Below are 19,742 nucleotides of genomic sequence, written 5' to 3'. Positions count from 1 at the left end.
CCTGATCAGATGATGAGCTGCCTGGCGGGGTGGATCTCCCCGTCTGACCTGCGGAAGGGCATTCCTTCGGGAAAAGATCCATCAATGGGAAGGTAAGCCCGGTTTGCCCCGCCGCCAAGGCCCAGCCGCAACCTCATGGGGGCGGCCCAGTAGACGGCGCAGGTAAAAGGGTCAGCGCTCCGCCTGGATGATGTCCCGGTGGATCCGCGACAGGGGGACGCCGTCGATCTGCAGGCGGCGTACGGTCTCGTTGACCATGGAGGGCGGGCCGCAGACGTACACGTCGTGCTCGGCCCAGGAGTGGAAGCGCTGCGTGACCTCGGGCAGGTGGCCGCGCATCCCGTCGTACCCGGGCTGGCCCGAGACCACGGGCAGCACGCGCAGCCACGGGAACGACGACTCCATCCTGATCAGGTCGGGCAGGTCGTAGAGCTCGTCGGCCGTGCGGGCGCCGTACAGGAGGTGGATGTTGGGGCGGCGGCCCGACGCGATGACGTCCTCGATGATCGCCTTCAGCGGCGCCAGCCCGGTGCCGCCCGCCACGCACAGCATGTCGCGCATGCTGCTCTCGCGCGGCGCCATCGTGCCCATGGGCGGCCCCAGCATGAGCGTGTCGCCGATGCGCGTGTGCCTGATCAGCGTGGTGGACACCCAGCCGCCGGGCACGGAGCGCACGTGCAGCCTGATCGTGTTGTCCGGGCGCGGCGCGTTCGCGATCGAGAACGTCCGCCAGACGCGCGGCCAGCGCGAGGTCTGCACGTTGACGTACTGGCCGGCCGTGTACGGCAGCCGCTGCGTGGGGCGCAGCGTGAGCACGGCGATGTCGCGATGCCGCTGCTCGTGGTCCACGACCTCGGCCAGCCACCAGGCGGGGGAGACCCCCGAGTCCGACTCCGCCGATTCGATCATGAGATTGGCCGCGGCCGTGTACGCCGCCACCCAGGCCGCCTCGATCTCGTTGTCCCAGATGTCGGCGGCGAAGCGGCGGATGGTGGCCAGCAGGGCGTTGCCCACGGCCGTGTAGTGCTCCGCGAGCACCCCGTACTTGCGGTGGTCCCTCCCCAGCTGGCCCAGGAAGCCCGCGAGGCTGTCCGGGCTGTCCAGGCTCCACACGATCCGGGTCAACGCGCTGAACAGCCGGTCACGCTGGACGTCCAGGGCGGGCGGGAACATGCCTCGCAGGTACGGGCTCTCAGCGAACAGCCGGCCGTAGAAGTAGGCCGTGGCCTTGTCGGCCACCGGCTCGACCACGGAGAAACTCTCTTTTACCAGGCGCGGATTCAACGACATATATCCAACTCCACCTATTGGCCGGAAACGCATTCCGGCCTTGCCGTTCACCTCCCTGACGGTTCCGGGTCGCGAACGCGCGGCGGGCCCCGGCACATCCGACGCGTTCAAAATGAGTCTTACACCACCGATGACGCGTCACAACCGTTTCCCCGCAATACGGTGCGAAGCGAACTATCGGTAGCCGATCTGTGATTCTCTGCGCTCGGTTTCCGCTCTTTTTCGGACAACGAATGCGAATGTAAGTCATATTCGCTTTCATTCGGTTTAGTGCGGCGGTCAGGCCCAAGAAAGAATCCGGCGCCGCACGCTGGCGGCCACAGCGAGACGGGCCCTCGGCCCGCCGAGACCGGGCCCGCCGAGACCGGGCCCGCCGAGACCGGGGCGGCTGGGGCCGACGGGAGCCGGGAGGTCAAGGGCCGGGTGTGCGTCGTGGACAGGCCCTGCTGAGATCGCCGCAGGCCGTTCCGTCCCGGCCGGGGCGGGCGTACCATCCGGCCATGGCAGCCCTCCATCCCCGCCGCGTGGCGTGGGAGGGCGCCCGGATCTTCGTCTTCGCCGCGGACACGGACGCCTACTGGTGGCTCAGCGACACGATCGGGCACCGCCTGGGGATCATGTACCAGTCGCGGCTCTACGAGACGCGGATGCGCGTACAGGCCCGGTCGGATGCCACGCACGCCGAAGCCGGCGCCTGGCGGGCGCGCCTGGACGAGCTCCTCGACACCCGCCCCGCGACCGTGACCGTCCTGACACGGTTGATCATCGAGACCTCCTCCCGTCTGTCCGAGCACGAGCCCGGACTTGGGGTCCCACCTGCGATGATCGCGGCACATTTCGGTCCGGCGGCAGAAGAGGATCTTGGGGAGGGGTGACATATCGGAAAGAGTGTGCGCCATGATGGGCGTGTGGCCATCACGCCGGAGGCGCTCTCCGGCGCGCCGATGGCGACACGAACTCCACCATGCCCCCTGGAGATCGCATGTCCCGACCGCTGATCGGTATCACCGCTTACTTCGAGGCCGCCCGCTGGAGCGACTGGGTGCGCGAGGCCGTGCTGTCCCCTCCCTCCTACGCCAAGGCGGTCGGCCGGGCCGGAGGAGCCCCCGTGGTGCTGCCGCCCCTCGGCCTGAACGCCATCGAGGACTACGTACAGGGACTCCGGGGTGTGGTCCTGGCGGGCGGTGTCGAGCTGGCCGCGAGCTCCTACGGCGGCGAGCAGGACGAGCGGGTGCCCGAGGCGCAGGCGCACCGCGACCGGTTCGAGCTGGCCCTGGCCAGGGCCGCGGTCAAGGCCGACGTGCCGATCCTGGCCATCGCCAGGGGCATGCACGTGCTCAACGTCGCCCAGGGCGGCACCCTGATCCCGTGGCTGCCCGAGGTGCTCGACAGCGAGCTGCACGGCGAGCCGGGCGCGAGCCACACCATCCAGGTCAGCGTGTCCAGCAAGCTCGGCAAGGCCGTCGGCGACCGGATCGAGGTGACCGCGCCGCACCACCAGTCCGTCCGGCGGCTCGGCAGCGGCCTGCTGGCCGTGGCATGGGCGGAGGACCAGATCGTGGAGGGCATCGAGCTGCAGGGGCACAAGTTCGGCGTCGGCGTGCAGTGGCACCCGGAGCGAAGCGACGATCGGCTCTTCGATGCGTTCATCGAGGCGGCCCGCTAGGCTGCGATCATGCCGCTGCACCGCCAGTCGCGCGACTACCTCGCCCTCTACCCGTCCGATCTGAACACCGACCTGGCCACGCTCGGCCCGGCCGAGATCCGGGAGATGCGCGAGCAGGACGGCCTGGCCGCCCACCGGGGGCCGCACACCAAGCTCCCCTTCGTCCGCGACGAGCGGGCCGAGGGCGTGCCGATCCGCATCTACCGCGCCGACCCCGGCGACCGCCTGCTGCCGGTGGTGGTCTACTTCCACGGCGGCGGCTGGGTCTTCGGCAGCGTCAAGCGCAACGACGCGGCCGGTCGCGACCTGGCCATCCGCACCGGCGCGGTGGTGGTGTCCGTCGACTACCGGCTGGCCCCGGAAGATCCCTTCCCGGCCGCCGCCGACGACGCCTGGACCGTGGTGCGCGACATCTTCGCCAGGCCCGCCTTCTACCAGAGCAACGGCAGCGTGGCCGTCATCGGCGACAGCGCGGGCGGCAACCTCGCCGCCGTCGCCGCCTGGCAGGCCCGCGACGCCGGGCTGCGGCTGGCGCACCAGGTGCTCGTCTACCCGGTGCTCGACGTGGCGATGGACACGCCCAGCTACGCGGAGTTCGGCAAGGGCTTCGCGCTGGACGCCGCCGAGATGGCGTGGTTCGCCCGGCAATACGCCGCGGGCGCCGACCCGGACGACCCGCGGCTGTCGCCGCTGCGGCTGCCCGACGTCTCCGGCCTGGCCCCCGCGACCGTCGTGACCGCCGAGTGCGACGTGCTCAGGGACGAGGGCGAGCGGTACGCCAACCGCCTGGCGGGAGCGGGTGTGCCGGCCGAGATCCGCAGGTTCGACGGGGCGGTCCACTCGTTCTTCGTCCTGCCGGGCCTGTTCGACCAGGCGGTCGAGGCCCGCGACTACGTGGCCGAGCGCCTGCGGGGGTCACTGTGACCGACGGTTGCGTGGCGGAGCGCCTGTGGGGGTCGTTGTGACCTGCTATGACGCGGCGGAGCGCCTGCGAGGGTCGCTGTGACCGACGACTACGTGGCCGAGCGCCCGCTGGAGGCTCTGTGACCTACGACAAGCTCAAGATCGACATCCCGGCCGAGGGCGTGCTGCGGATCACGATCAGCGAGCCGGGCCGGGTCAACGCCGTGGACGCCACCGCCCACCGCGAGCTGGGCGAGGTCTGGCGCGACGCCGACCGCGACGACAGCGTCAGGGCGATCGTGGTCAGGGGAGAGGGCCGGGCGTTCTCCGCGGGCGGCGACCTGTCGATGATCGAGGAGATGACGCGCGACCACGCCACCAGGCTGCGCGTGTTCGCCGAGGCCCGCGACATCGTCTACAACGTACTCAACTGCTCCAAGCCGATCGTCTCCGCCATCCAGGGCCCGGCCGTGGGAGCCGGGCTCGCCGTCGCCCTCCTGGCCGACATCTCCGTCGCCGGGCGCACCGCGCGGATCATCGACGGGCACACCAGGCTCGGCGTCGCGGCCGGCGACCACGCCGCGATCATCTGGCCGCTGCTGTGCGGCCTGGCCAAGGCCAAATACCACCTCCTGCTGTGCGAGCCGGTCACCGGCGAGGAGGCGGAGCGGATGGGCCTGGTCAGCCTGTGCGTGGACGACGACCAGGTGCACGACAAGGCCATGGAGATCGCGATCAAGCTCGCGGGAGGCGCGCAGGAGGCGATCAGGCTCACCAAATACTCCCTGAACAACTGGCTGCGCCTGGCCGGGCCCTCCTTCGACGCCTCGCTGGCCATGGAGTTCCTCGGATTCACCGGCCCCGACGTGGCCGAGGGCGTACGCGCGCTCAGGGAGAAGCGGCCCCCGTCGTTCGGCTGAGCGCGGCCGCTACCCGAGTGCGGGGGACGCGGCAGCGGGTGTGCTTCCCCCACGCTCGGGTAGCGGCCGTAATGGCAGAGGATGTGGCCGGCCAGCTCGGCCGCGCCGGCACCGAGAGCCTGTCCGCCGAGGCCGAGAACGCCGCTCCGGGGGACGAAGCAGCGGCGCTCATCGCCTGGCGCGACCGGCGGACGGTCCACCGGACAGCAGAGGAGGAGGAGATCATTTCCCCCCGATGCGGTCAGAAGCTGCGCGGCAGCCCCAGCACCTGGGTCGCGAGGTAGTTGAGCAGAAGCTCCTCGGTCACAGGTGCGACCTTCCCGATCCGGGCGTCGGTCAGCAGTCTGGCCACCGGATACTCCAGCGAGTACGCCATCCCGCCGTACGTCTGGAACGCGGCGTCCGCCGCCTCCCACGCCGCCTGCGAGGCGGTCAGCTTGGCGATGTTGGCCTCGGTGCCGCACGGCAGACGGCGGTCGAAGGACCAGGCGGCCTTGTAGATCATCAGGCGGGCCAGCTCGATCTTGGCCTTGACCTGGGCCAGCGGGAAGGCGATCGCCTGGTTGGCGCCGATCGGGCGGCCGAACACCTCGCGTTCCTTGGCGTAGCCGACGGCCACCCGCAGCGCCACCTCGGCGCCGCCCAGCGCGGAGGCGGCCAGCAGGATCCGCTCGGGGTTGAGGATGTCCCAGAGCACGGCCGCGCCCTTGTCCACCTCACCGACCACGTTGGCGGCCGGCACCCGTACGTCGTCGAGGAAGACCAGGTTCGACGGCGTGGTGTTCGCGCCCAGCTTGGGGATCGGCCGGTAGGTCAGGGTGCCCGCGGCGACCGCCTCGGGCACGTTGACCAGGAACACCGTCAGCCCGTGCGTGCGCGAGCCGGCCTCGGCCGCCGGGACGGTCCTGGTCACCAGCAGCATCCAGGTGGCCCGCTGCACGCCGGTGATCCAGATCTTCTGCCCCTTGACGACGTATTCGCCGCCGTCCCGCCGGGCCGACGTGGTGATCGCCAGCGCGTTGGACCCGGCGTCCGGCTCGGTCAGCGCGAAGCAGGTCTCGACCTCACCGGTGGCCAGCCGGGGCAGCAGGTCGGCCCGCTGCCCGGCGGTGCCGTGCCGGGCGATCGTGAGAGCGCCGAAGCCGGGCGTCAGCACGTACGTGAACGCCGAGCCGCCCGCCGCACCCGACGCCGCGAGGGTCTCGGTGGCGACCGCGAGCTCCAGCAGCCCCTGACCGCCGCCGCCGTGCTCCTCCGGCACCGCCAGCCCCAGCCAGCCGCCCTTGGCCAGCTCCTCCCAGACCTCCTCAGGCCAGCGCTTGTCGGACTCGCAGCGCTGCCAGTAATCCAGGTCGTAGCGGGAACAGATGTCGCCGATGCCCCGCTGGACGGCCTGGGCGCTCTCGGGAAGGGTGAAATCCATCACACCATCGTAGAATCACGTTCGGATCAGGGTCGAGGTCTCCGCGCGTGGAACACGAAGGCCGGCGGTGTGTTGCGCCACACCGTACGCCCGCGCACGACCTCCTCGAAGCGCTCGGCCAGCATGTCGCGGAAGCGCCGGGCCGAGCTGAGCGGGATGGCGTGAATGTAGGAGAACGTGGTGAACGCCGCCACCGGGCTCATCGAGGTCGCCACGGCGGACAGCAAGTCCTGCTGGAGCTCCAGCGGAAACGCCGCCCACGGCAGCCCGCTCACCACCACATCCGCCTGCCTCAGCCCGCGCTCGCGAAGCAGTTCGCCCACCTGAGCCGCATCGCCGTGCACCACGTCCACGTCGGGGAACCGGGTGGCCAGCCGCTCGGCCATGGGCTCGTTGAGCTCCACGGCCAGATGGTGGCCGCGGCCGGCCAGCCGTTGCTGGATCTCCGCGGTGAAGGAGCCCGTCCCGGGGCCGAGCTCGACCACGGTCGGCTCGCCACGCTCGGGAATGGGAGCGCAGACGGCCGCGGCGAGCTGTCTCGAGCTCGGGGCGACGGCGCCGATGCTGGCGGGGGCGCGCAGGAACTGACCGAGGAACAGTGCGGTGTCGTTGGACATGACACGAATCTAAAGGGAAGATCCGGGTGAAGCGCTCCCCCTCGAGGTCGGACCTGGCGGCCAATAGGAGGAGATGGGGTCCTCCGCACGGAGGATCAGCCCCGCACACCGGGCGGATAGCGTGTGCGCATGCGTTGGCGTGGCGTGCCGCTGGATGTCCTGGTCGCGGCCTCAAGTGTGGGCCTGGACCTGTTGACCACCTGGCACGTGGGCGATACGGCGTACCTGCCGGCCGAGATGAACATCCCGATGGCGCTGCTGGCCGGCCTGCCCATGGGCCTGGTCAGGCGCTGGCCCGTGCCGGTCACCCTTTACCTGGCCGTCCTGCTGTTCGTCACCGACCAGATCGGGTCGTTCACCTCCAATACTGCGCAAATTCTCATTTGCGTGGCCATCGGCGTGGCGGGCTACCGCTCCGGCTGGCGGGCCACGCTGCTGGCCGTGATCCCCACGATCGCCGCCACCGCGTTCAACATGGCCGATCCCGGCATCTCCATCACCAGCAGCATGTGGATGTACTCCGTCCTGCTGCCGGTCTTCCCGGCCATGCTCGGGGCGTACCTGCGCAGCTCGGCCGAGCGGCTGGAGGAGCGGGACGTCACCCCCGACGCGCTGCTGGCGGCCGGCGGGGTGGCGATCACGGTGCTCAGCACGTGGACCACGTGGCACTCCGGCCCGCAGCCCGTCTGGGTCGCCGGTCTGCTCGCCGTGGTGGGCGGGCTGTCGCTGGGCATCGCCAGGCGGTTCCCCGGGCTCGTCTTCCTCCTGCAGGGCGTGCTGCTCGTCTCGGCCGACATCTATCTGAACGACGCCGTCAACACCTGCGTGATCCTCACCCTCATCGCGATCGGCGTGTTCGCCATGCGCGTCGGCTCCTGGGCCTGGATGACGGTCGCCTACGCCGCCGGCTGCCTGCTGACCGCGATCGCCGTCGTCGCCGACGACACCGAGGTCACCCCGTTCCGCGTCGGCGTGCTGATGACGCTGGTGGCCACGCCGATCGCCATCGGCCGCTACCTCGGTGCGCGCCGGTCCGCGGCCGCCGCCGAGCGGCTGCGCGCCGAGGAGTCCGCCAAGGCGGCGCTGGCGCAGGTCCGCGCCGACCAGCTCGCCGAGCGCGAGCGCATCGCCCGCGACGTGCACGACATCGTGGCCCACCACGTCGGCGCCATGGTGCTGCGGGCCAGCGCCGCCCGCTACACCGCCCCCGACGGTCCCGTGGCCGACGCGCTCTCCGACATCCGCGAGACCGGGCACCAGGTGCTGCAGGACCTGCGCGACCTGCTCGACCTGCTGCGCGACCCGGACAAGCAGCCCGACCTGCTGGCCAACCCCGCCGACGTGGTGCGCGAGTCCGCCGAGCGGATGGCCGCCGCGGGTCTCGTGGTGGACCTCGACCTCGATCCGGCCACCGACCACGCCCCGCTGATCGCCCGGGCCTCCGCCGCCCGTATCGTCCAGGAAGGGCTCACCAACGTGCTCAAACACGCCGGCCCCGGCACGCGGGTCCGCGTCGCCGTGACCCCGTCGAAGGAGGGGCTGACCGTGGAGATCAAGAACGGCCGCCCGCCCACCGCCATCGAACGCCTGCCCTCCTCCGGCCGCGGTCTGGCGGGCATGCGCGAGCGCGTCCGCGCCGTCGGCGGCACCCTCAGCGCCGGTCCCGACGGCGACGGCGGCTGGCTCCTGGCCGCGAGCCTGCCCGCGCGCCTGACCCCCGGGAGCGCGGCGTGATCCGGGTGCTGGTGGCCGACGACCAGGCGCTCGTACGCGCGGGCGTGCGGATGCTGCTGCAGGCCACGGGCGACATGGAGGTCGTGGGCGAGGCCGAGGACGGAGCCGAGGCCGTACGCCTGGCCGAACGCCACCTGCCCGACGTGATCCTCATGGACCTGCGGATGCCCAGGGTCGACGGGCTGGAGGCGATCAAGCGCGAGCTCGCGGTCCGGCCGAAGTCCAGGATCGTGGTGCTGACCACGTTCGCGGAGGACGGCAACGTCTACGCCGCCCTGCGCGCCGGGGCCGTCGGCTTCCTGGTGAAGGACGACGAGCCGGAGCGCATGGTGGACGCCGTGCGCAGGGCGGCGGCGGGTGAGCAGCTGCTCGCCCCCTCCGTGCTGCGCAGGGTCGTCGAGCGCTTCCTGGACGCGGAGGAGCAGGCCGCCGCGCCCCAAGCGCCCACGGGGCTGACCGAGCGGGAGTTGGAGGTGCTGGCCCTGGTCGGCACCGGCCTGTCGAACGCCGAGATCGCCGAGGAGCTGCACATCGGCGTCACGACGGTCAAGACCCACATCGCCGCCGCCATGGACAAGCTGGGCCTGCGCAACCGGATCCAGGCCGCCGTCGTCGCGCACCGCACCGGCCTCGTGGACGCCTCCTTCCGCCCGGTACGCCCGCCCCGCGCCTGACGCCCCGCCGCCCGGGCTCTCCGCCGCGGACGGGGGATCCCCCAGCGGGCGGACCGGCGGGTCATCCCGCAGGCTGACGACCGCTCGCGGTCCGCGCCACGAGCATGTGGTCCTTCCGACGAAGAAAGGACCACTGATCACCATGCCGGAAACCGTCGTCAAGCCCCAGCCCGCGAAGGCGGGCGGCCAGGTCTCCGCCGGCCTGCTCTACGGCCTGCGCATCGCCGTGCTCGCCCAGGCGGCCGCCCTGGTCGTCGCGGCCTCGTTCGCCGGCCAGGCGGTGGGGTCCGACTCGATGCTCGAGACCCACGTGCTGGCCGGCATGGTCGTCCACCTGGTGGCGCTCGTGCAGATCGTCCTGGCCGTGCTCGTCTGGCGTCCGGGGCGCGGTGCGGGCTGGCCGGCGCTGGCCAGCGCGGGGCTGTTCGTCGTCGGGGCCGCCCAGCACTTCACCTGGCTGTGGCTGGGCGCGCACCTGCCCAACGGGGTGATCCTGTTCGGCCTGATCACCGCCGTGCTGATCTGGGCCTGGTCGCCGGCGGCAGCCCGCCGCCGTTAGAGTCAGAGGCGTGTACGTGAAGATCTGCGGGCTGAGCGAGCCCGAGCACGTGGCCGCCGCCGTCGAGGCGGGCGCGGACGCCATCGGGTTCGTCATGACCAGGAGCCCCCGCAGGGTGACCCCTGAGCGGGCCGCCGAGCTGGCCGCGCTCGTCCCCGGACACGTGCTGACCGTCGGGGTGTTCCGCGGGGAGGACCCCGAGACGGTGCGGGTCGCGGCGCTGGTGTCCGGGGTGCGGGCCGTCCAGCTCCATGGCAAGCATCCGCACGGCGACTTCACGGCACTGAAGGATCTCGGCCGCTCGCTGGTCAGGGCCGTGGACGCGGCGGCCGACCTGCGCTGCGGGGCCTTCGACGAGGACCTGCTCATCGTCGACGCGCCCCACGCGGGCTCCGGGCAGCCATGGGACTGGGCGGCCGTGCGCGGCCGCCCGTCGGGCCGCTGGATGCTGGCGGGGGGCCTCGGCCCGGCCAACGTGGCCGAGGCCGTCGCGGCCGCCGCGCCGTGGGGCGTCGACGTGTCCAGCGGCGTGGAGACCTCGCCGGGCGTCAAGGACCCGGCGCTCATCGCCGCCTTCCTCGCCGCCGCCCGCCCCTGACCCCGCCACCCAGCCGGTCTCAGCCGGTCTCAGCGGGGCGCCTGAGTGGCCGCTCAGGCGGGTCTGGTCGGTCTCGTCCCGGGGTGATCGGGCCGCCGGTGCGAAACGCCTGGAACAGACGGCCATGGGCGGGGCCGCTGTGTTGGAGTTCCACGCAGTAGGGTCTGCTGCGTGAGCGAAACTTCCGCCGAGGACCGAATCTGGACGGTTCCCAACCTGCTGAGCTTCCTGCGCCTCCTGGGCGTCCCCGTGTTCCTCTGGCTGGTTCTCGGGCCCAAGGCGGACGGGTGGGCCATCGGGGTCCTCGCGGTGGCCGGTTTCACCGACTGGCTCGACGGAAAGATCGCCAGGGCGTTCAACCAGACCAGCAACCTCGGCCGGATCATCGACCCCGCCGCCGACAAGCTCTACGTCTTCGCCACCATCCTGGCGCTCCTGCTGCGCGACGTCATCCCGTGGTGGCTGGTGGCCGTCATCGTGGGCCGCGAACTCTTCGTCGCCTGTTTCTTCCCCGTACTTCGCAAACATGGCTACAAGGCACTTCAAGTGCATTTTCTGGGCAAGGCCGCCATGTTCAACCTCATGTACGCCTTCCCTCTCCTCTTCCTTGCCTCCCACACTGGGTGGTATGCCGATATAGCGCGCATCGTCGGGTGGGCGTTCGCGCTGTGGGGAACGGGCCTGTACTGGTGGGCGGGGGTGCTGTATGTGGTACAGGTGCGCCAGCTCGTAGCCTCGGCCAAAAAGGAGTGATCGGGTGAAGGCGGTCGTCATGGCCGGCGGAGAGGGCACTCGGCTGCGTCCCATGACCGCCAATCAGCCCAAACCCCTGCTTCCCGTGGTCAACCGCCCGATCATGGAGCACGTGCTCCGCCTGCTCAAGCGGCACGGCGTCACCGAGACGGTGGTGACCCTCCAGTTCCTGGCCGCCCTCGTCCGCAACTACTTCGGCGACGGCGACGAGCTCGGCATGAGCCTCCAGTACGCCACGGAGGACCTCCCGCTCGGCACCGCGGGCAGCGTCAAGAACGCCGCCGACCGCCTCCGCGACGACCGTTTCCTGGTCATCTCCGGCGACGCCCTGACGGATATCGATTTATCCGACATGGTCCGTTTTCATCGCGAAAATTCGGCCCTCGTGACGATCGGCCTCAAACGCGTCCCCAACCCGCTGGAGTTCGGGATCATCATCGTGGACGACGAGGGCCGGGTGCAGCGCTTCCTGGAGAAGCCCACCTGGGGCCAGGTCTTCTCCGACACCGTCAACACCGGCATCTACGTCATGGAGCCCGAGGTCCTCGACGCCGTGGCCGCCGGCGAGCCCGTCGACTGGTCCTCGGACGTCTTCCCCGCCCTCCTCGACCGCGGCGCGGCCATCTACGGCTACGTGGCCGACGGCTACTGGGAGGACGTCGGCACCCACGAAAGCTATCTCAAGGCCCAGGCCGACGCCCTGTCGGGCAAGGTCAAGCTGGACATCGGCGGCTTCGAGCTCTCACCCGGCGTCTGGGTCGCCGACTCGGCCTCCGTCGATCCCGACGCCGTGCTCAAGGGGCCCCTGCTCATCGGCGACTACGCCAAGGTCGAGGCGGGCGCCGAGCTGCGCGAGTACACCGTGCTCGGCAACAACGCCGTCGTCCGCGAGGGCGCGTTCCTGCACCGCGCGATCGTCCACGACAACGTCTACCTCGGCCCCGGCGCCCACCTGCGCGGCTGCGTCATCGGCAAGAGCACCGACGTCATGGCGGGCGCCCGCATCGAGGAGAACGCCGTCATCGGCGACGAATGCGTCATCGAGGCCGAGGCGTACGTCTCCAGCGGGGTCAAGATCTACCCGTTCAAGACCATCGAGGCCGGCGCGGTCGTCAACACCAGCGTCATCTGGGAGTCGCGGGGCCAGCGCAACCTGTTCGGCCCGAGGGGCGTCAGCGGGCTGGTCAACGTCGAGATCACCGCCGAGCTGTGCGTCCGCCTGGCCAGCGCGTACGCCACCACCCTCAAGAAGGGCGACTACGTCGTCACCTCCCGCGACTGCTCCCTGGCCGCCAGGGCGCTCAAGAGGGCCGTCAACGGCGCGCTGACCGCGAGCGCCATCAACGTGCTCGACCTGGAGGCCTCCCCGCTGCCGGTGACGCGCTTCCACACGGCCAGGGAGTCGGCGGGCGGCGGCATCGCGCTGCGCACCACGCCCGGCGACCCGCAGAGCGTGGACATCGTCATCATGGACGCCCGCGGCGCCGACCTGCCCCCGGCCGCCCAGCGCAAGCTGGAGCGGGTCTTCTCCCGCCAGGAGTTCCGCCGCGCCTTCCCCGGCGAGATCGCCGAGCTGCACTACCCGGCCAGGGCCGTCGAGGACTACACCCACGAGCTGCTGCGCCACATCGGCGTGACCGGCGTCAAGGACATGAAGGTCGTCGTGGACTGCGCGGGCGGCACCTCGTCGCTGGTCCTGCCCACCCTGCTGGGCCGGGTCGGCGTCGAGGTGCTCACCGTCAACGCCCGCCTCGACGACGTCTCTCCCACCGAGACGCTGGCCGAGCGCCGCCGCGACCTGCAACGCCTGTCGGAGCTGGTCAGCTCGTCCAGGGCCGCGTTCGGCGTCAGGTTCGACCCGGTCGGCGAGCGGATCGCCCTGGTGGACGAGATGGGGCAGCTCATCAACGAGGAACGCGCCCTGCTCGTCGTGCTCGACCTCGTCGCCGCCGAGCGCAGGGGCGGCCAGGTGGCCCTGCCCGTCACCACGACCCGGGTCGCCGAGCAGGTCTGCCGCTTCCACGGCGTCCAGGTCCAGTGGACCTCCACCGCGCTCGACGCCCTCACCTCCGCCGCCGCCGGTCCCGACATGATCTTCGCGGCGGACGGGCGCGGCGGCTTCGTCGTCCCGGAGTTCAGCCCGGCCATCGACGGGCTGGCCGCGTTCATGCGCCTGCTGGGGCTGGTCGCCCGCACCCGCCTGTCGCTCAGCCAGATCGATGCCAGGATCCCCGAGGTCAAACTGCTCAAGCGCACCGTGCCCACGCCGTGGGCGGCCAAGGGCGCCGTCATGCGCTCGGTCATCGAGGCGGCCGAGGCCGAGCCGGACGGTTACCGCATCGACACCACCGACGGGGTGCGGGTGGCCCACGACGACGGGAGCTGGGTGCTGGTCCTGCCCGCCGCCGCCGAGCCCGTGACCGACCTGTGGGCCGAGTCCTCCGACATGGACGGCGCCCAGGCCCTGCTCGAACGCTGGGCCCGCATCGTCGAGAACGCCGCCACCTGATGCGGTCACGCAGCGTGACCGGGCGGGTCCGGAAAGGCTTTGCCGATGACGTGCACAGAGAGTGCCGCAAGATCGTAATGTAGAAACGCGCGGCGGCATGGACCACGGGGCGGGGGCGGCGGTAACTTTGTCTGCGTCCAAACCAAAGTCCAGCGCCCCGCCTTGACCTTTGCCGCTGATCAGCGTAAGTTGCGGCATTCGCAAACTTGAAAAAGCGAAGCGAGGCGCGTTCCCCAGCACCGTCGCCGCGTCTTCGCGGTAGGAGGCCGAGCCGATCGATGCCGAGCGTCTACTGCACGCAGTGCGGGCATGCCAACCCCGAGGATGCCCGTTTCTGTTCCCGCTGTGGGTCACCGCTGACCAGACCCGAGGTCTCCGGGGACACCACATCGACGATCTCCGTCGCGGGAATCGAGGCGTACGAGGCTGAGACAGGCGACATGCTCCTCGCCGAGCGAGCGCTGGTCGAACAGCTGCCGCCCGGCACGGCGTTGCTCACGGTGACCAGGGGCCCCAATCAGGGCAGCCGGTTCCGGCTCGACAAGGAGCTGACCACGACCGGGCGTCACCCGGAGAGCGACATCTTCCTCGACGACATCACCGTCTCCCGCCGCCACGTCGAGTTCTACCGCCATCGCGGCGGCCAGTTCTCCGTGCGCGACGTGGGCAGCCTCAACGGCACCTACGTCAACAGGGAACGGATCGAGGAGGTCCCCTTGCACTCCGGGGACGAGGTGCAGATCGGCAAGTTCCGCCTGGTCTTCCTGATGCGAGCCCACGCCGGCACATGAGCGAGCGGAGCGAGCGACCGATCGGCGCGGCCCCCAGCGCGCTCACGCCGGCCAGGGAGGCCGCATGAGCTCCCAGGCGGCACGCTCGCATATGAGCATCGGGGAGGTGCTCGCCCTGCTGCAGGGCGAGTTCCCCGATGTCACCATCTCCAAGATCCGCTTCTTGGAGGGCGAAGGGCTGATCGAGCCGGAGCGCAGCCCCTCCGGCTACCGTAAGTTCACGCACCTGCACGTGGAGCAGCTGCGCTTCATCCTCACCGAGCAGCGTGACCACTATCTGCCGCTGCGCGTGATCAAGGACAGGATGGCCGAGAGCTTCGGCCTCCCGCGTGCCGTGCAGCACGTGCAGGAGATCAAGCTCAGCAGGGCCGAGCTGATCGAGGCGGCCGAGATCGACGAGGAGACGCTCGCCGAGCTCGAGGACTACGGCCTGCTCGCCCCGGTGGCCAGGCGTTACGACGAGGAGGCGCTCAAGGTGGCCCGCAGCGTCGGCGCGCTGACCCGTTTCGGCCTGCACGCCCGGCACCTGCGGGCGGTCAAGGCGGCGGCGGAGCGCGAGTGCGGTCTGGTCGAGCAGACCGTCGCCCCCATACTCAAGCGGCGCGCCCCCGGAGCCATCGGCGAGGCCGACGAAGTCGCCAGGGAGTTGTCCACGCTTCTGCTCGATCTGCACGCAGCCCTTGTCCGCATGGGAGTCCGGTCGGTCCTGGGTCGTTGAGACCGTAGCGGGCTAGGAGGCGAAGGCACATTCGAGCCCCGCCGGGTGTTACGTTGAATTGCAGTAGCGAGTCAGCAGAAGCGCCGATCAAATAGCTGTGCCGGGTGACCGGTCAGGAATACGGAGCAGCCCGTGTTGCAGATGGAGGTCGTGGGCGTTCGAGTTGAAATGCCCACAAATCAGCCGATCGTCTTGCTCAAGGAGGCACAAGGGGAACGGTTCCTTCCCATCTGGATCGGCATGACGGAAGCCACGGCCATCGCCCTGGCCCAGGCGGAGGAGCCGCCGCCGAGGCCGCTCACGCATGACCTTTTCCGCGACGTGCTGAGCGCCCTGGGCGTAGGCCTGCGCGCGGTCAACATCGTCGCCCTGCGCGACGGCATCTTCTTCGCCGACCTGGTGTTCTCCAACGGCGTGGAGGTGAGCGCGCGGCCCTCTGACTCCATCGCGCTCGCCCTGCGCACCGGAGCCAGGATCTTCGCCAGCGAGGAGGTCGTCCAGGAGGCCGGAGTGATCATTCCAGACGACCAGGAAGACGAGGTGGAGAAGTTCAGGGAGTTCCTTGACACGATCACTCCCGAAGACTTTGGCAGGGCGGGGTAGGTATTTCAGTGCATTTACGCTTCACGACGCGCCGAGCCGGATCGTTGACTGAGCATGGTCACGGTCCTACGGTGCAAGTGAAACCCGTGGTCGCCCTTTACGAACCCCCAGATCAGGCCACGGGATGAGAGAAAGCCGGAGGTCCGCGTGGCGGTCAGCAGCGGCGAGGGAAAGACGGCCGGCCAGGAAGATCCGGTTCGGCGCGAGAGCGCGCGGCAGCGTGCCGGAGAGCAGGGTCTGCTCTTCGACGAGCAGCCGTCGGCGCTGCCGGACGACATCGGATACCGCGGGCCGACGGCCTGCTCGGCGGCCGGCATCACCTACAGGCAGCTCGACTACTGGGCGCGCACGGCTCTGGTGGAGCCCACGATAAGAGCCGCGCACGGCTCGGGCTCGCAGCGCCTCTACAGCTTCCGCGACATCCTGGTGCTCAAGGTCGTCAAGCGGCTCCTCGACACCGGGGTGTCACTACAGCAGATCCGTACGGCCGTGCAGCATCTACGTGATCGCGGGGTCGGCGACCTCGCGCAGATCACGCTCATGAGCGACGGCGTCAGCGTCTACGAGTGCACCTCGGCCGATGAGGTGATCGATCTGCTCCAGGGCGGCCAGGGCGTGTTCGGCATCGCGCTGGGCAGGGTCTGGCGTGAAGTCGAGGGATCGCTCGCGGAGCTGCCGGGGGAAAGAGCGGCGGTCGAGGACACAGTCCCGGCCGACCACCCCGCTGACGAGCTCGCCCAGCGGCGCCGCGCGCGCCGCATCGGCTGAGAGCGAACCCCGGTGGACCGGCGAACACGGCACACCGTAGTAATCTAGGACAGCAAGGCTGACGACCCCGTGCGGGAGAGTCCCCGGGACCACCGGTCCCGTGGGCGCCGAAGGAGCAACCCTCCCCGGAATCTCTCAGGCAACCTGTACCGCTCGGGTGAGGCAACTCTGGAAAGCAGGTGCGCCCGCCAGGCGCGCCTCACCGACGGTGCAAGCCCCTGTCCCGGGGGTGAAGCTCTCAGGTCGTGACGCCGCCCTTCCCGGGGTCGCGCTGTCGCGCTGACAGAGGGGGAGATCCGGCACTCGTCCGCGCCCTGGCGCCGGTCTCCATAAGCCTCGGGAGGCAATCTCCATGACCGACCTGTCAGCACCGCCGTTCGCATCCAGGCACATCGGCCCATCGGAGTCCGAGCAGCTGCGCATGCTCGAAGCCGTGGGCTTCGAGTCCGTCGCGGATCTGGTGGCCGTGGCGGTCCCCGAGGCCATCAGGGCCAAGGACCGGCTCAAGCTGCCCGCCGCCATCGGCGAGGCCGAGGCCATCGCCGAGCTGCGCGCCCTGGCCGGGCGCAACCGCGTGCTCACCTCGATGATCGGCCTGGGCTACTACGACACCGTCACGCCCGCCGTCATCCGCCGCAGCCTGCTGGAGAACCCGGGCTGGTACACCGCCTACACCCCGTACCAGCCGGAGATCTCGCAGGGCCGCCTGGAGGCGCTGCTGAACTTCCAGACGGTCGTCTCCGACCTCACCGGGCTGGCCGTGGCCGGCGCGTCCCTCCTCGACGAGGCCACGGCCGCCGCCGAGGCCATGACGCTGGCCCGGCGGGCCGGCAAGTCCAAGAGCGCCGTGTTCGTGGTCGACGCCGACGCGATGCCCCAGACCAAGGCGGTGCTCGCCACCCGCGCGGAGCCGCTCGGCATCACGCTCGTGGAGCACCCCCTCGACGGCGAGCTGCCCGAGTGCTTCGGCGTGCTGGTGCAGTACCCGGGCGCCTCGGGCCGCCTGCGCGACTTCCGCGCCGTGGCCGCCGCCGCGCACGAGGCGGGCGCGCTCGTCGTCGCCGCCGCCGACCTGCTGGCCCTGACCATGGTGGCCGCCCCCGGCGAGCTGGGCGCCGACATCGCGATCGGCTCCTCGCAGCGGTTCGGGGTGCCGTTCGGGTTCGGCGGGCCGCACGCCGCCTACATGTCCGTACGCGAGGGCCTGCAGCGCCAGCTCCCGGGGCGGCTCGTGGGCGTGTCGGTGGACGTCGACGGCGACCCCGCCTACCGCCTGGCCCTGCAGACCCGCGAGCAGCACATCCGCCGCGAGAAGGCCACCAGCAACATCTGCACCGCCCAGGTGCTGCTCGCCGTCATCGCCGGCATGTACGCCGTCTACCACGGCCCCGAGGGCCTGCGCGGGATCGCCCACCGGGTGCACCGCTACGCGTCGGCGCTGGCCGCCGGCCTGCGCGAGGCCGGTCTGGAGGTCGTGCACGGCGAGTTCTTCGACACCGTCCTGGTCCGCGTGCCCGGCAAGGCCGCCGAGGTGGTCGCCGCCGCCGCCGGGCAGGGCGTCAACCTCTGGCGGGCCGGCGACGACCACGTGTCCGTCGCCTGCGACGAGAAGACCGGGGCCGCCGAGATCGCCAAGGTCTGGGCCGCCTTCGGCCTCGACCGCTCGGACGTGGACATCGAGGGCGCGGCGGACGCGCTGCCCGCCGAGCTGGCGCGCGAGTCGGCGTACCTGACCCACCCCGTCTTCCACAGCCACCGCTCCGAGACCGCGATGCTCCGCTACCTGCGCAGGCTGCAGGACAAGGACATCGCGCTCGACCGTTCGATGATCCCGCTCGGCTCCTGCACGATGAAGCTGAACGCGACCACCGAGATGGAGCCGATCACCTGGCCCGAGTTCGCCGCGATCCACCCCTACGCGCCCGACGACCAGGCCGAGGGCTACCTGGAGCTGATCGGCACGCTGGAGGGCTGGCTGGCCGAGGTCACCGGCTACGACGCCGTCTCGATCCAGCCGAACGCGGGCTCGCAGGGCGAGTTCGCCGGCCTGCTGGCCATCCGCGCCTACCACCGCGCCAACGGCGACGAGGGCCGCGACGTCTGCCTCATCCCGTCCTCGGCCCACGGCACCAATGCCGCCAGCGCCGTCATGGCCGGCATGCGCGTCGTGGTCGTGGCCTGCGACTCCGACGGCAACGTCGACCTGGCCGACCTCGACGCCAAGATCGACAAGCACCGCGACGCGCTGGCCGCGATCATGGTGACGTACCCGTCCACGCACGGTGTGTACGAGGAGACGATCACCGAGGTGTGCGCCAAGGTGCACGACGCCGGCGGCCAGGTCTACGTCGACGGGGCCAACCTCAACGCGCTGGTCGGGCTGGCCAAGCCGGGCGAGTTCGGGGCCGACGTCTCGCACCTGAACCTGCACAAGACGTTCTGCATCCCGCACGGCGGCGGCGGCCCCGGCGTCGGCCCGGTGGCGGTGCGCGGCCACCTGGCGGCCTTCCTGCCCGGCCACCCGCTGCACAACGGCACGCCCGTGGGGCCCGTCTCGGCGGCCCCGTACGGGTCGGCGGGCATCCTGCCGATCTCGTGGGCCTACATCAGGATGATGGGCTCCGAGGGGCTCACCGCGGCGACCGAGCAGGCCATCCTGTCGGCGAACTACCTGGCCAGGCGCCTGGCCCCGCACTACCCGGTGCTCTACACCGGGCGCGGCGGGCTGGTGGCGCACGAGTGCATCGTGGACCTGCGCCAGATCACCAAGGAGACCGGCGTCACCGTGGACGACGTGGCCAAGCGGCTCATCGACTACGGCTTCCACGCGCCGACCATGTCCTTCCCCGTGGCGGGCACGCTGATGATCGAGCCGACGGAGAGCGAGGACCTCACCGAGCTCGACCGGTTCGTGGACGCGCTGATCGCCATCCGCGGGGAGATCTCCAAGGTGGCCTCCGGCGACTACGACAAGACCGACAACCCGCTGCGCAACGCGCCGCACACGGCCGAGTCGGTCAGCGCCGACGAGTGGGGGCACCCCTACTCGCGTTCTGAGGCGGCCTACCCGCTGCCGTCGCTGCGCGAGGGCAAGTACTGGGTGCCGGTGCGGCGGATCGACCAGGCCTACGGCGACCGGAACCTGGTGTGCTCCTGCCCGCCTCTTGAGGCGTACGAGGACTGAGGACCGCCTTCCCGCGGGGGAGCAGCACCTCC

19 protein-coding genes and 1 riboswitch are annotated in these 19,742 nt (G+C 70.8%); of the genes, 16 read left to right on the top strand and 3 right to left on the bottom strand.

The genetic code is table 11. The features are described from left to right. Positions 1-171 precede the first annotated feature (171 nt). Entirely contained in the window at positions 172-1,251 is a 1,080-nt protein-coding gene (locus tag ABEA43_RS49565; RefSeq protein WP_345573087.1) for a globin domain-containing protein, read from the bottom strand. A 539-nt stretch (positions 1,252-1,790) separates the two neighbouring features. Between ABEA43_RS49565 and ABEA43_RS49560 the strand changes: the two genes are divergently transcribed. The 5 genes from ABEA43_RS49560 (at position 1,791) to ABEA43_RS49540 (ending at position 5,063) form a co-directional block, all read left to right on the top strand. Beyond that, the gene (locus ABEA43_RS49560) at positions 1,791-2,165 is read left to right on the top strand and encodes a hypothetical protein (RefSeq protein WP_345573086.1); all 375 of its coding nucleotides are present in this window, start codon (positions 1,791-1,793) and stop codon (positions 2,163-2,165) included. Between the two features lie 107 nt (positions 2,166-2,272). Then, on the top strand, positions 2,273-2,956 hold the full coding sequence (locus ABEA43_RS49555; protein ID WP_345573085.1) for a gamma-glutamyl-gamma-aminobutyrate hydrolase family protein: 684 nt from the start codon (positions 2,273-2,275) through the stop codon (positions 2,954-2,956). A gap of 9 nt (positions 2,957-2,965) precedes the next feature. After that, the gene (locus tag ABEA43_RS49550) at positions 2,966-3,880 is read left to right on the top strand and encodes an alpha/beta hydrolase (protein ID WP_345573084.1); all 915 of its coding nucleotides are present in this window, start codon (positions 2,966-2,968) and stop codon (positions 3,878-3,880) included. 119 nt (positions 3,881-3,999) lie between these two features. Next, positions 4,000-4,779 (top strand): enoyl-CoA hydratase/isomerase family protein, encoded by a 780-nt coding sequence (locus ABEA43_RS49545; RefSeq protein WP_345573083.1) that lies wholly within the window; start codon positions 4,000-4,002, stop codon positions 4,777-4,779. 71 nt (positions 4,780-4,850) lie between these two features. Next, positions 4,851-5,063: a hypothetical protein gene (locus tag ABEA43_RS49540; protein WP_345573082.1), complete on the top strand. Its 213-nt coding sequence runs from the start codon at positions 4,851-4,853 to the stop codon at positions 5,061-5,063. Here ABEA43_RS49540 and ABEA43_RS49535 read toward each other — a convergent pair. Both ABEA43_RS49535 and ABEA43_RS49530 read right to left on the bottom strand, forming a co-directional pair. Next, a complete protein-coding gene (locus tag ABEA43_RS49535; protein WP_345573081.1) occupies positions 5,021-6,202 on the bottom strand; it encodes an acyl-CoA dehydrogenase family protein in 1,182 nt (393 codons plus the stop codon). The two genes, ABEA43_RS49540 and ABEA43_RS49535, sit on opposite strands and share 43 nt — an antisense overlap. Before the next feature lie 26 nt (positions 6,203-6,228). After that, positions 6,229-6,819: a class I SAM-dependent methyltransferase gene (locus ABEA43_RS49530; protein WP_345573080.1), complete on the bottom strand. Its 591-nt coding sequence runs from the start codon at positions 6,817-6,819 to the stop codon at positions 6,229-6,231. A gap of 129 nt (positions 6,820-6,948) precedes the next feature. Here ABEA43_RS49530 and ABEA43_RS49525 point away from each other — a divergent pair, with 129 nt between their 5' ends. From ABEA43_RS49525 to gcvP, 11 genes are all read left to right on the top strand, one after another. Then, positions 6,949-8,553, top strand: coding sequence for a sensor histidine kinase (locus ABEA43_RS49525; protein ID WP_345573079.1), 1,605 nt, complete (start codon positions 6,949-6,951; stop codon positions 8,551-8,553). After that, positions 8,550-9,227, top strand: a complete 678-nt coding sequence (locus ABEA43_RS49520) for a response regulator (RefSeq protein ID WP_345573078.1) — start codon at positions 8,550-8,552, stop codon at positions 9,225-9,227. The genes ABEA43_RS49525 and ABEA43_RS49520 overlap by 4 nt, the downstream gene beginning before the upstream one ends. Before the next feature lie 142 nt (positions 9,228-9,369). Beyond that, complete coding sequence (locus ABEA43_RS49515; protein WP_345573077.1) at positions 9,370-9,786, top strand: hypothetical protein; 417 nt, start codon at positions 9,370-9,372, stop codon at positions 9,784-9,786. A gap of 10 nt (positions 9,787-9,796) precedes the next feature. Beyond that, on the top strand, positions 9,797-10,384 hold the full coding sequence (locus tag ABEA43_RS49510) for a phosphoribosylanthranilate isomerase (protein ID WP_345573076.1): 588 nt from the start codon (positions 9,797-9,799) through the stop codon (positions 10,382-10,384). A gap of 171 nt (positions 10,385-10,555) precedes the next feature. Continuing rightward, the gene (gene clsA / locus ABEA43_RS49505) at positions 10,556-11,137 is read left to right on the top strand and encodes a cardiolipin synthase ClsA (RefSeq protein WP_345573075.1); all 582 of its coding nucleotides are present in this window, start codon (positions 10,556-10,558) and stop codon (positions 11,135-11,137) included. A gap of 4 nt (positions 11,138-11,141) precedes the next feature. Beyond that, positions 11,142-13,646, top strand: coding sequence for a sugar phosphate nucleotidyltransferase (locus ABEA43_RS49500; RefSeq protein ID WP_345573074.1), 2,505 nt, complete (start codon positions 11,142-11,144; stop codon positions 13,644-13,646). A 278-nt stretch (positions 13,647-13,924) separates the two neighbouring features. Next, positions 13,925-14,437, top strand: a complete 513-nt coding sequence (locus tag ABEA43_RS49495; RefSeq protein WP_345573073.1) for a double zinc ribbon and FHA domain-containing protein — start codon at positions 13,925-13,927, stop codon at positions 14,435-14,437. Positions 14,438-14,501: 64 nt separating this feature from the next. Beyond that, positions 14,502-15,155, top strand: a complete 654-nt coding sequence (ftsR, locus tag ABEA43_RS49490) for a transcriptional regulator FtsR (RefSeq protein ID WP_345573072.1) — start codon at positions 14,502-14,504, stop codon at positions 15,153-15,155. A gap of 132 nt (positions 15,156-15,287) precedes the next feature. Further along, complete coding sequence (locus ABEA43_RS49485) at positions 15,288-15,758, top strand: bifunctional nuclease family protein (protein ID WP_183661379.1); 471 nt, start codon at positions 15,288-15,290, stop codon at positions 15,756-15,758. A 147-nt stretch (positions 15,759-15,905) separates the two neighbouring features. Then, a complete protein-coding gene (locus ABEA43_RS49480) occupies positions 15,906-16,526 on the top strand; it encodes a MerR family transcriptional regulator (RefSeq protein WP_345573071.1) in 621 nt (206 codons plus the stop codon). 62 nt (positions 16,527-16,588) lie between these two features. Then, a riboswitch (glycine riboswitch) is annotated at positions 16,589-16,688 on the top strand. Between the two features lie 190 nt (positions 16,689-16,878). Then, positions 16,879-19,710 carry an aminomethyl-transferring glycine dehydrogenase gene (gcvP, locus tag ABEA43_RS49475; RefSeq protein ID WP_345573070.1) on the top strand — a complete coding sequence of 944 codons (2,832 nt, stop codon included), beginning with the start codon at positions 16,879-16,881 and terminating at the stop codon, positions 19,708-19,710. Positions 19,711-19,742: the final 32 nt, after the last annotated feature.

The sequence above is a fragment of the Nonomuraea rosea genome, from assembly GCF_039539705.1.
GTDB classification, from domain to species: domain Bacteria; phylum Actinomycetota; class Actinomycetes; order Streptosporangiales; family Streptosporangiaceae; genus Nonomuraea; species Nonomuraea rosea.
The sequence above is the reverse complement of the archived record's forward strand: the minus strand, read 5'-3'. Positions and strand labels throughout refer to the sequence as shown.

What these genes read in the sequence shown, in the direction of transcription:
- ABEA43_RS49560 (WP_345573086.1), top strand. Translation starts at nt 1,791, where the DNA reads ATGGCAGCCCTCCATCCCCGCCGCGTGGCGTGGGAGGGCGCCCGGATC.
- ABEA43_RS49555 (WP_345573085.1), top strand. Translation starts at nt 2,273, where the DNA reads ATGTCCCGACCGCTGATCGGTATCACCGCTTACTTCGAGGCCGCCCGC.
- ABEA43_RS49550 (WP_345573084.1), top strand. Translation starts at nt 2,966, where the DNA reads ATGCCGCTGCACCGCCAGTCGCGCGACTACCTCGCCCTCTACCCGTCC.
- ABEA43_RS49540 (WP_345573082.1), top strand. Translation starts at nt 4,851, where the DNA reads ATGGCAGAGGATGTGGCCGGCCAGCTCGGCCGCGCCGGCACCGAGAGC.
- ABEA43_RS49535 (WP_345573081.1), bottom strand. Translation starts at nt 6,202, where the DNA reads ATGGATTTCACCCTTCCCGAGAGCGCCCAGGCCGTCCAGCGGGGCATC.
- ABEA43_RS49530 (WP_345573080.1), bottom strand. Translation starts at nt 6,819, where the DNA reads ATGTCCAACGACACCGCACTGTTCCTCGGTCAGTTCCTGCGCGCCCCC.
- ABEA43_RS49525 (WP_345573079.1), top strand. Translation starts at nt 6,949, where the DNA reads ATGCGTTGGCGTGGCGTGCCGCTGGATGTCCTGGTCGCGGCCTCAAGT.
- ABEA43_RS49515 (WP_345573077.1), top strand. Translation starts at nt 9,370, where the DNA reads ATGCCGGAAACCGTCGTCAAGCCCCAGCCCGCGAAGGCGGGCGGCCAG.
- ABEA43_RS49495 (WP_345573073.1), top strand. Translation starts at nt 13,925, where the DNA reads ATGCCGAGCGTCTACTGCACGCAGTGCGGGCATGCCAACCCCGAGGAT.
- ftsR (WP_345573072.1), top strand. Translation starts at nt 14,502, where the DNA reads ATGAGCTCCCAGGCGGCACGCTCGCATATGAGCATCGGGGAGGTGCTC.
- gcvP (WP_345573070.1), top strand. Translation starts at nt 16,879, where the DNA reads ATGACCGACCTGTCAGCACCGCCGTTCGCATCCAGGCACATCGGCCCA.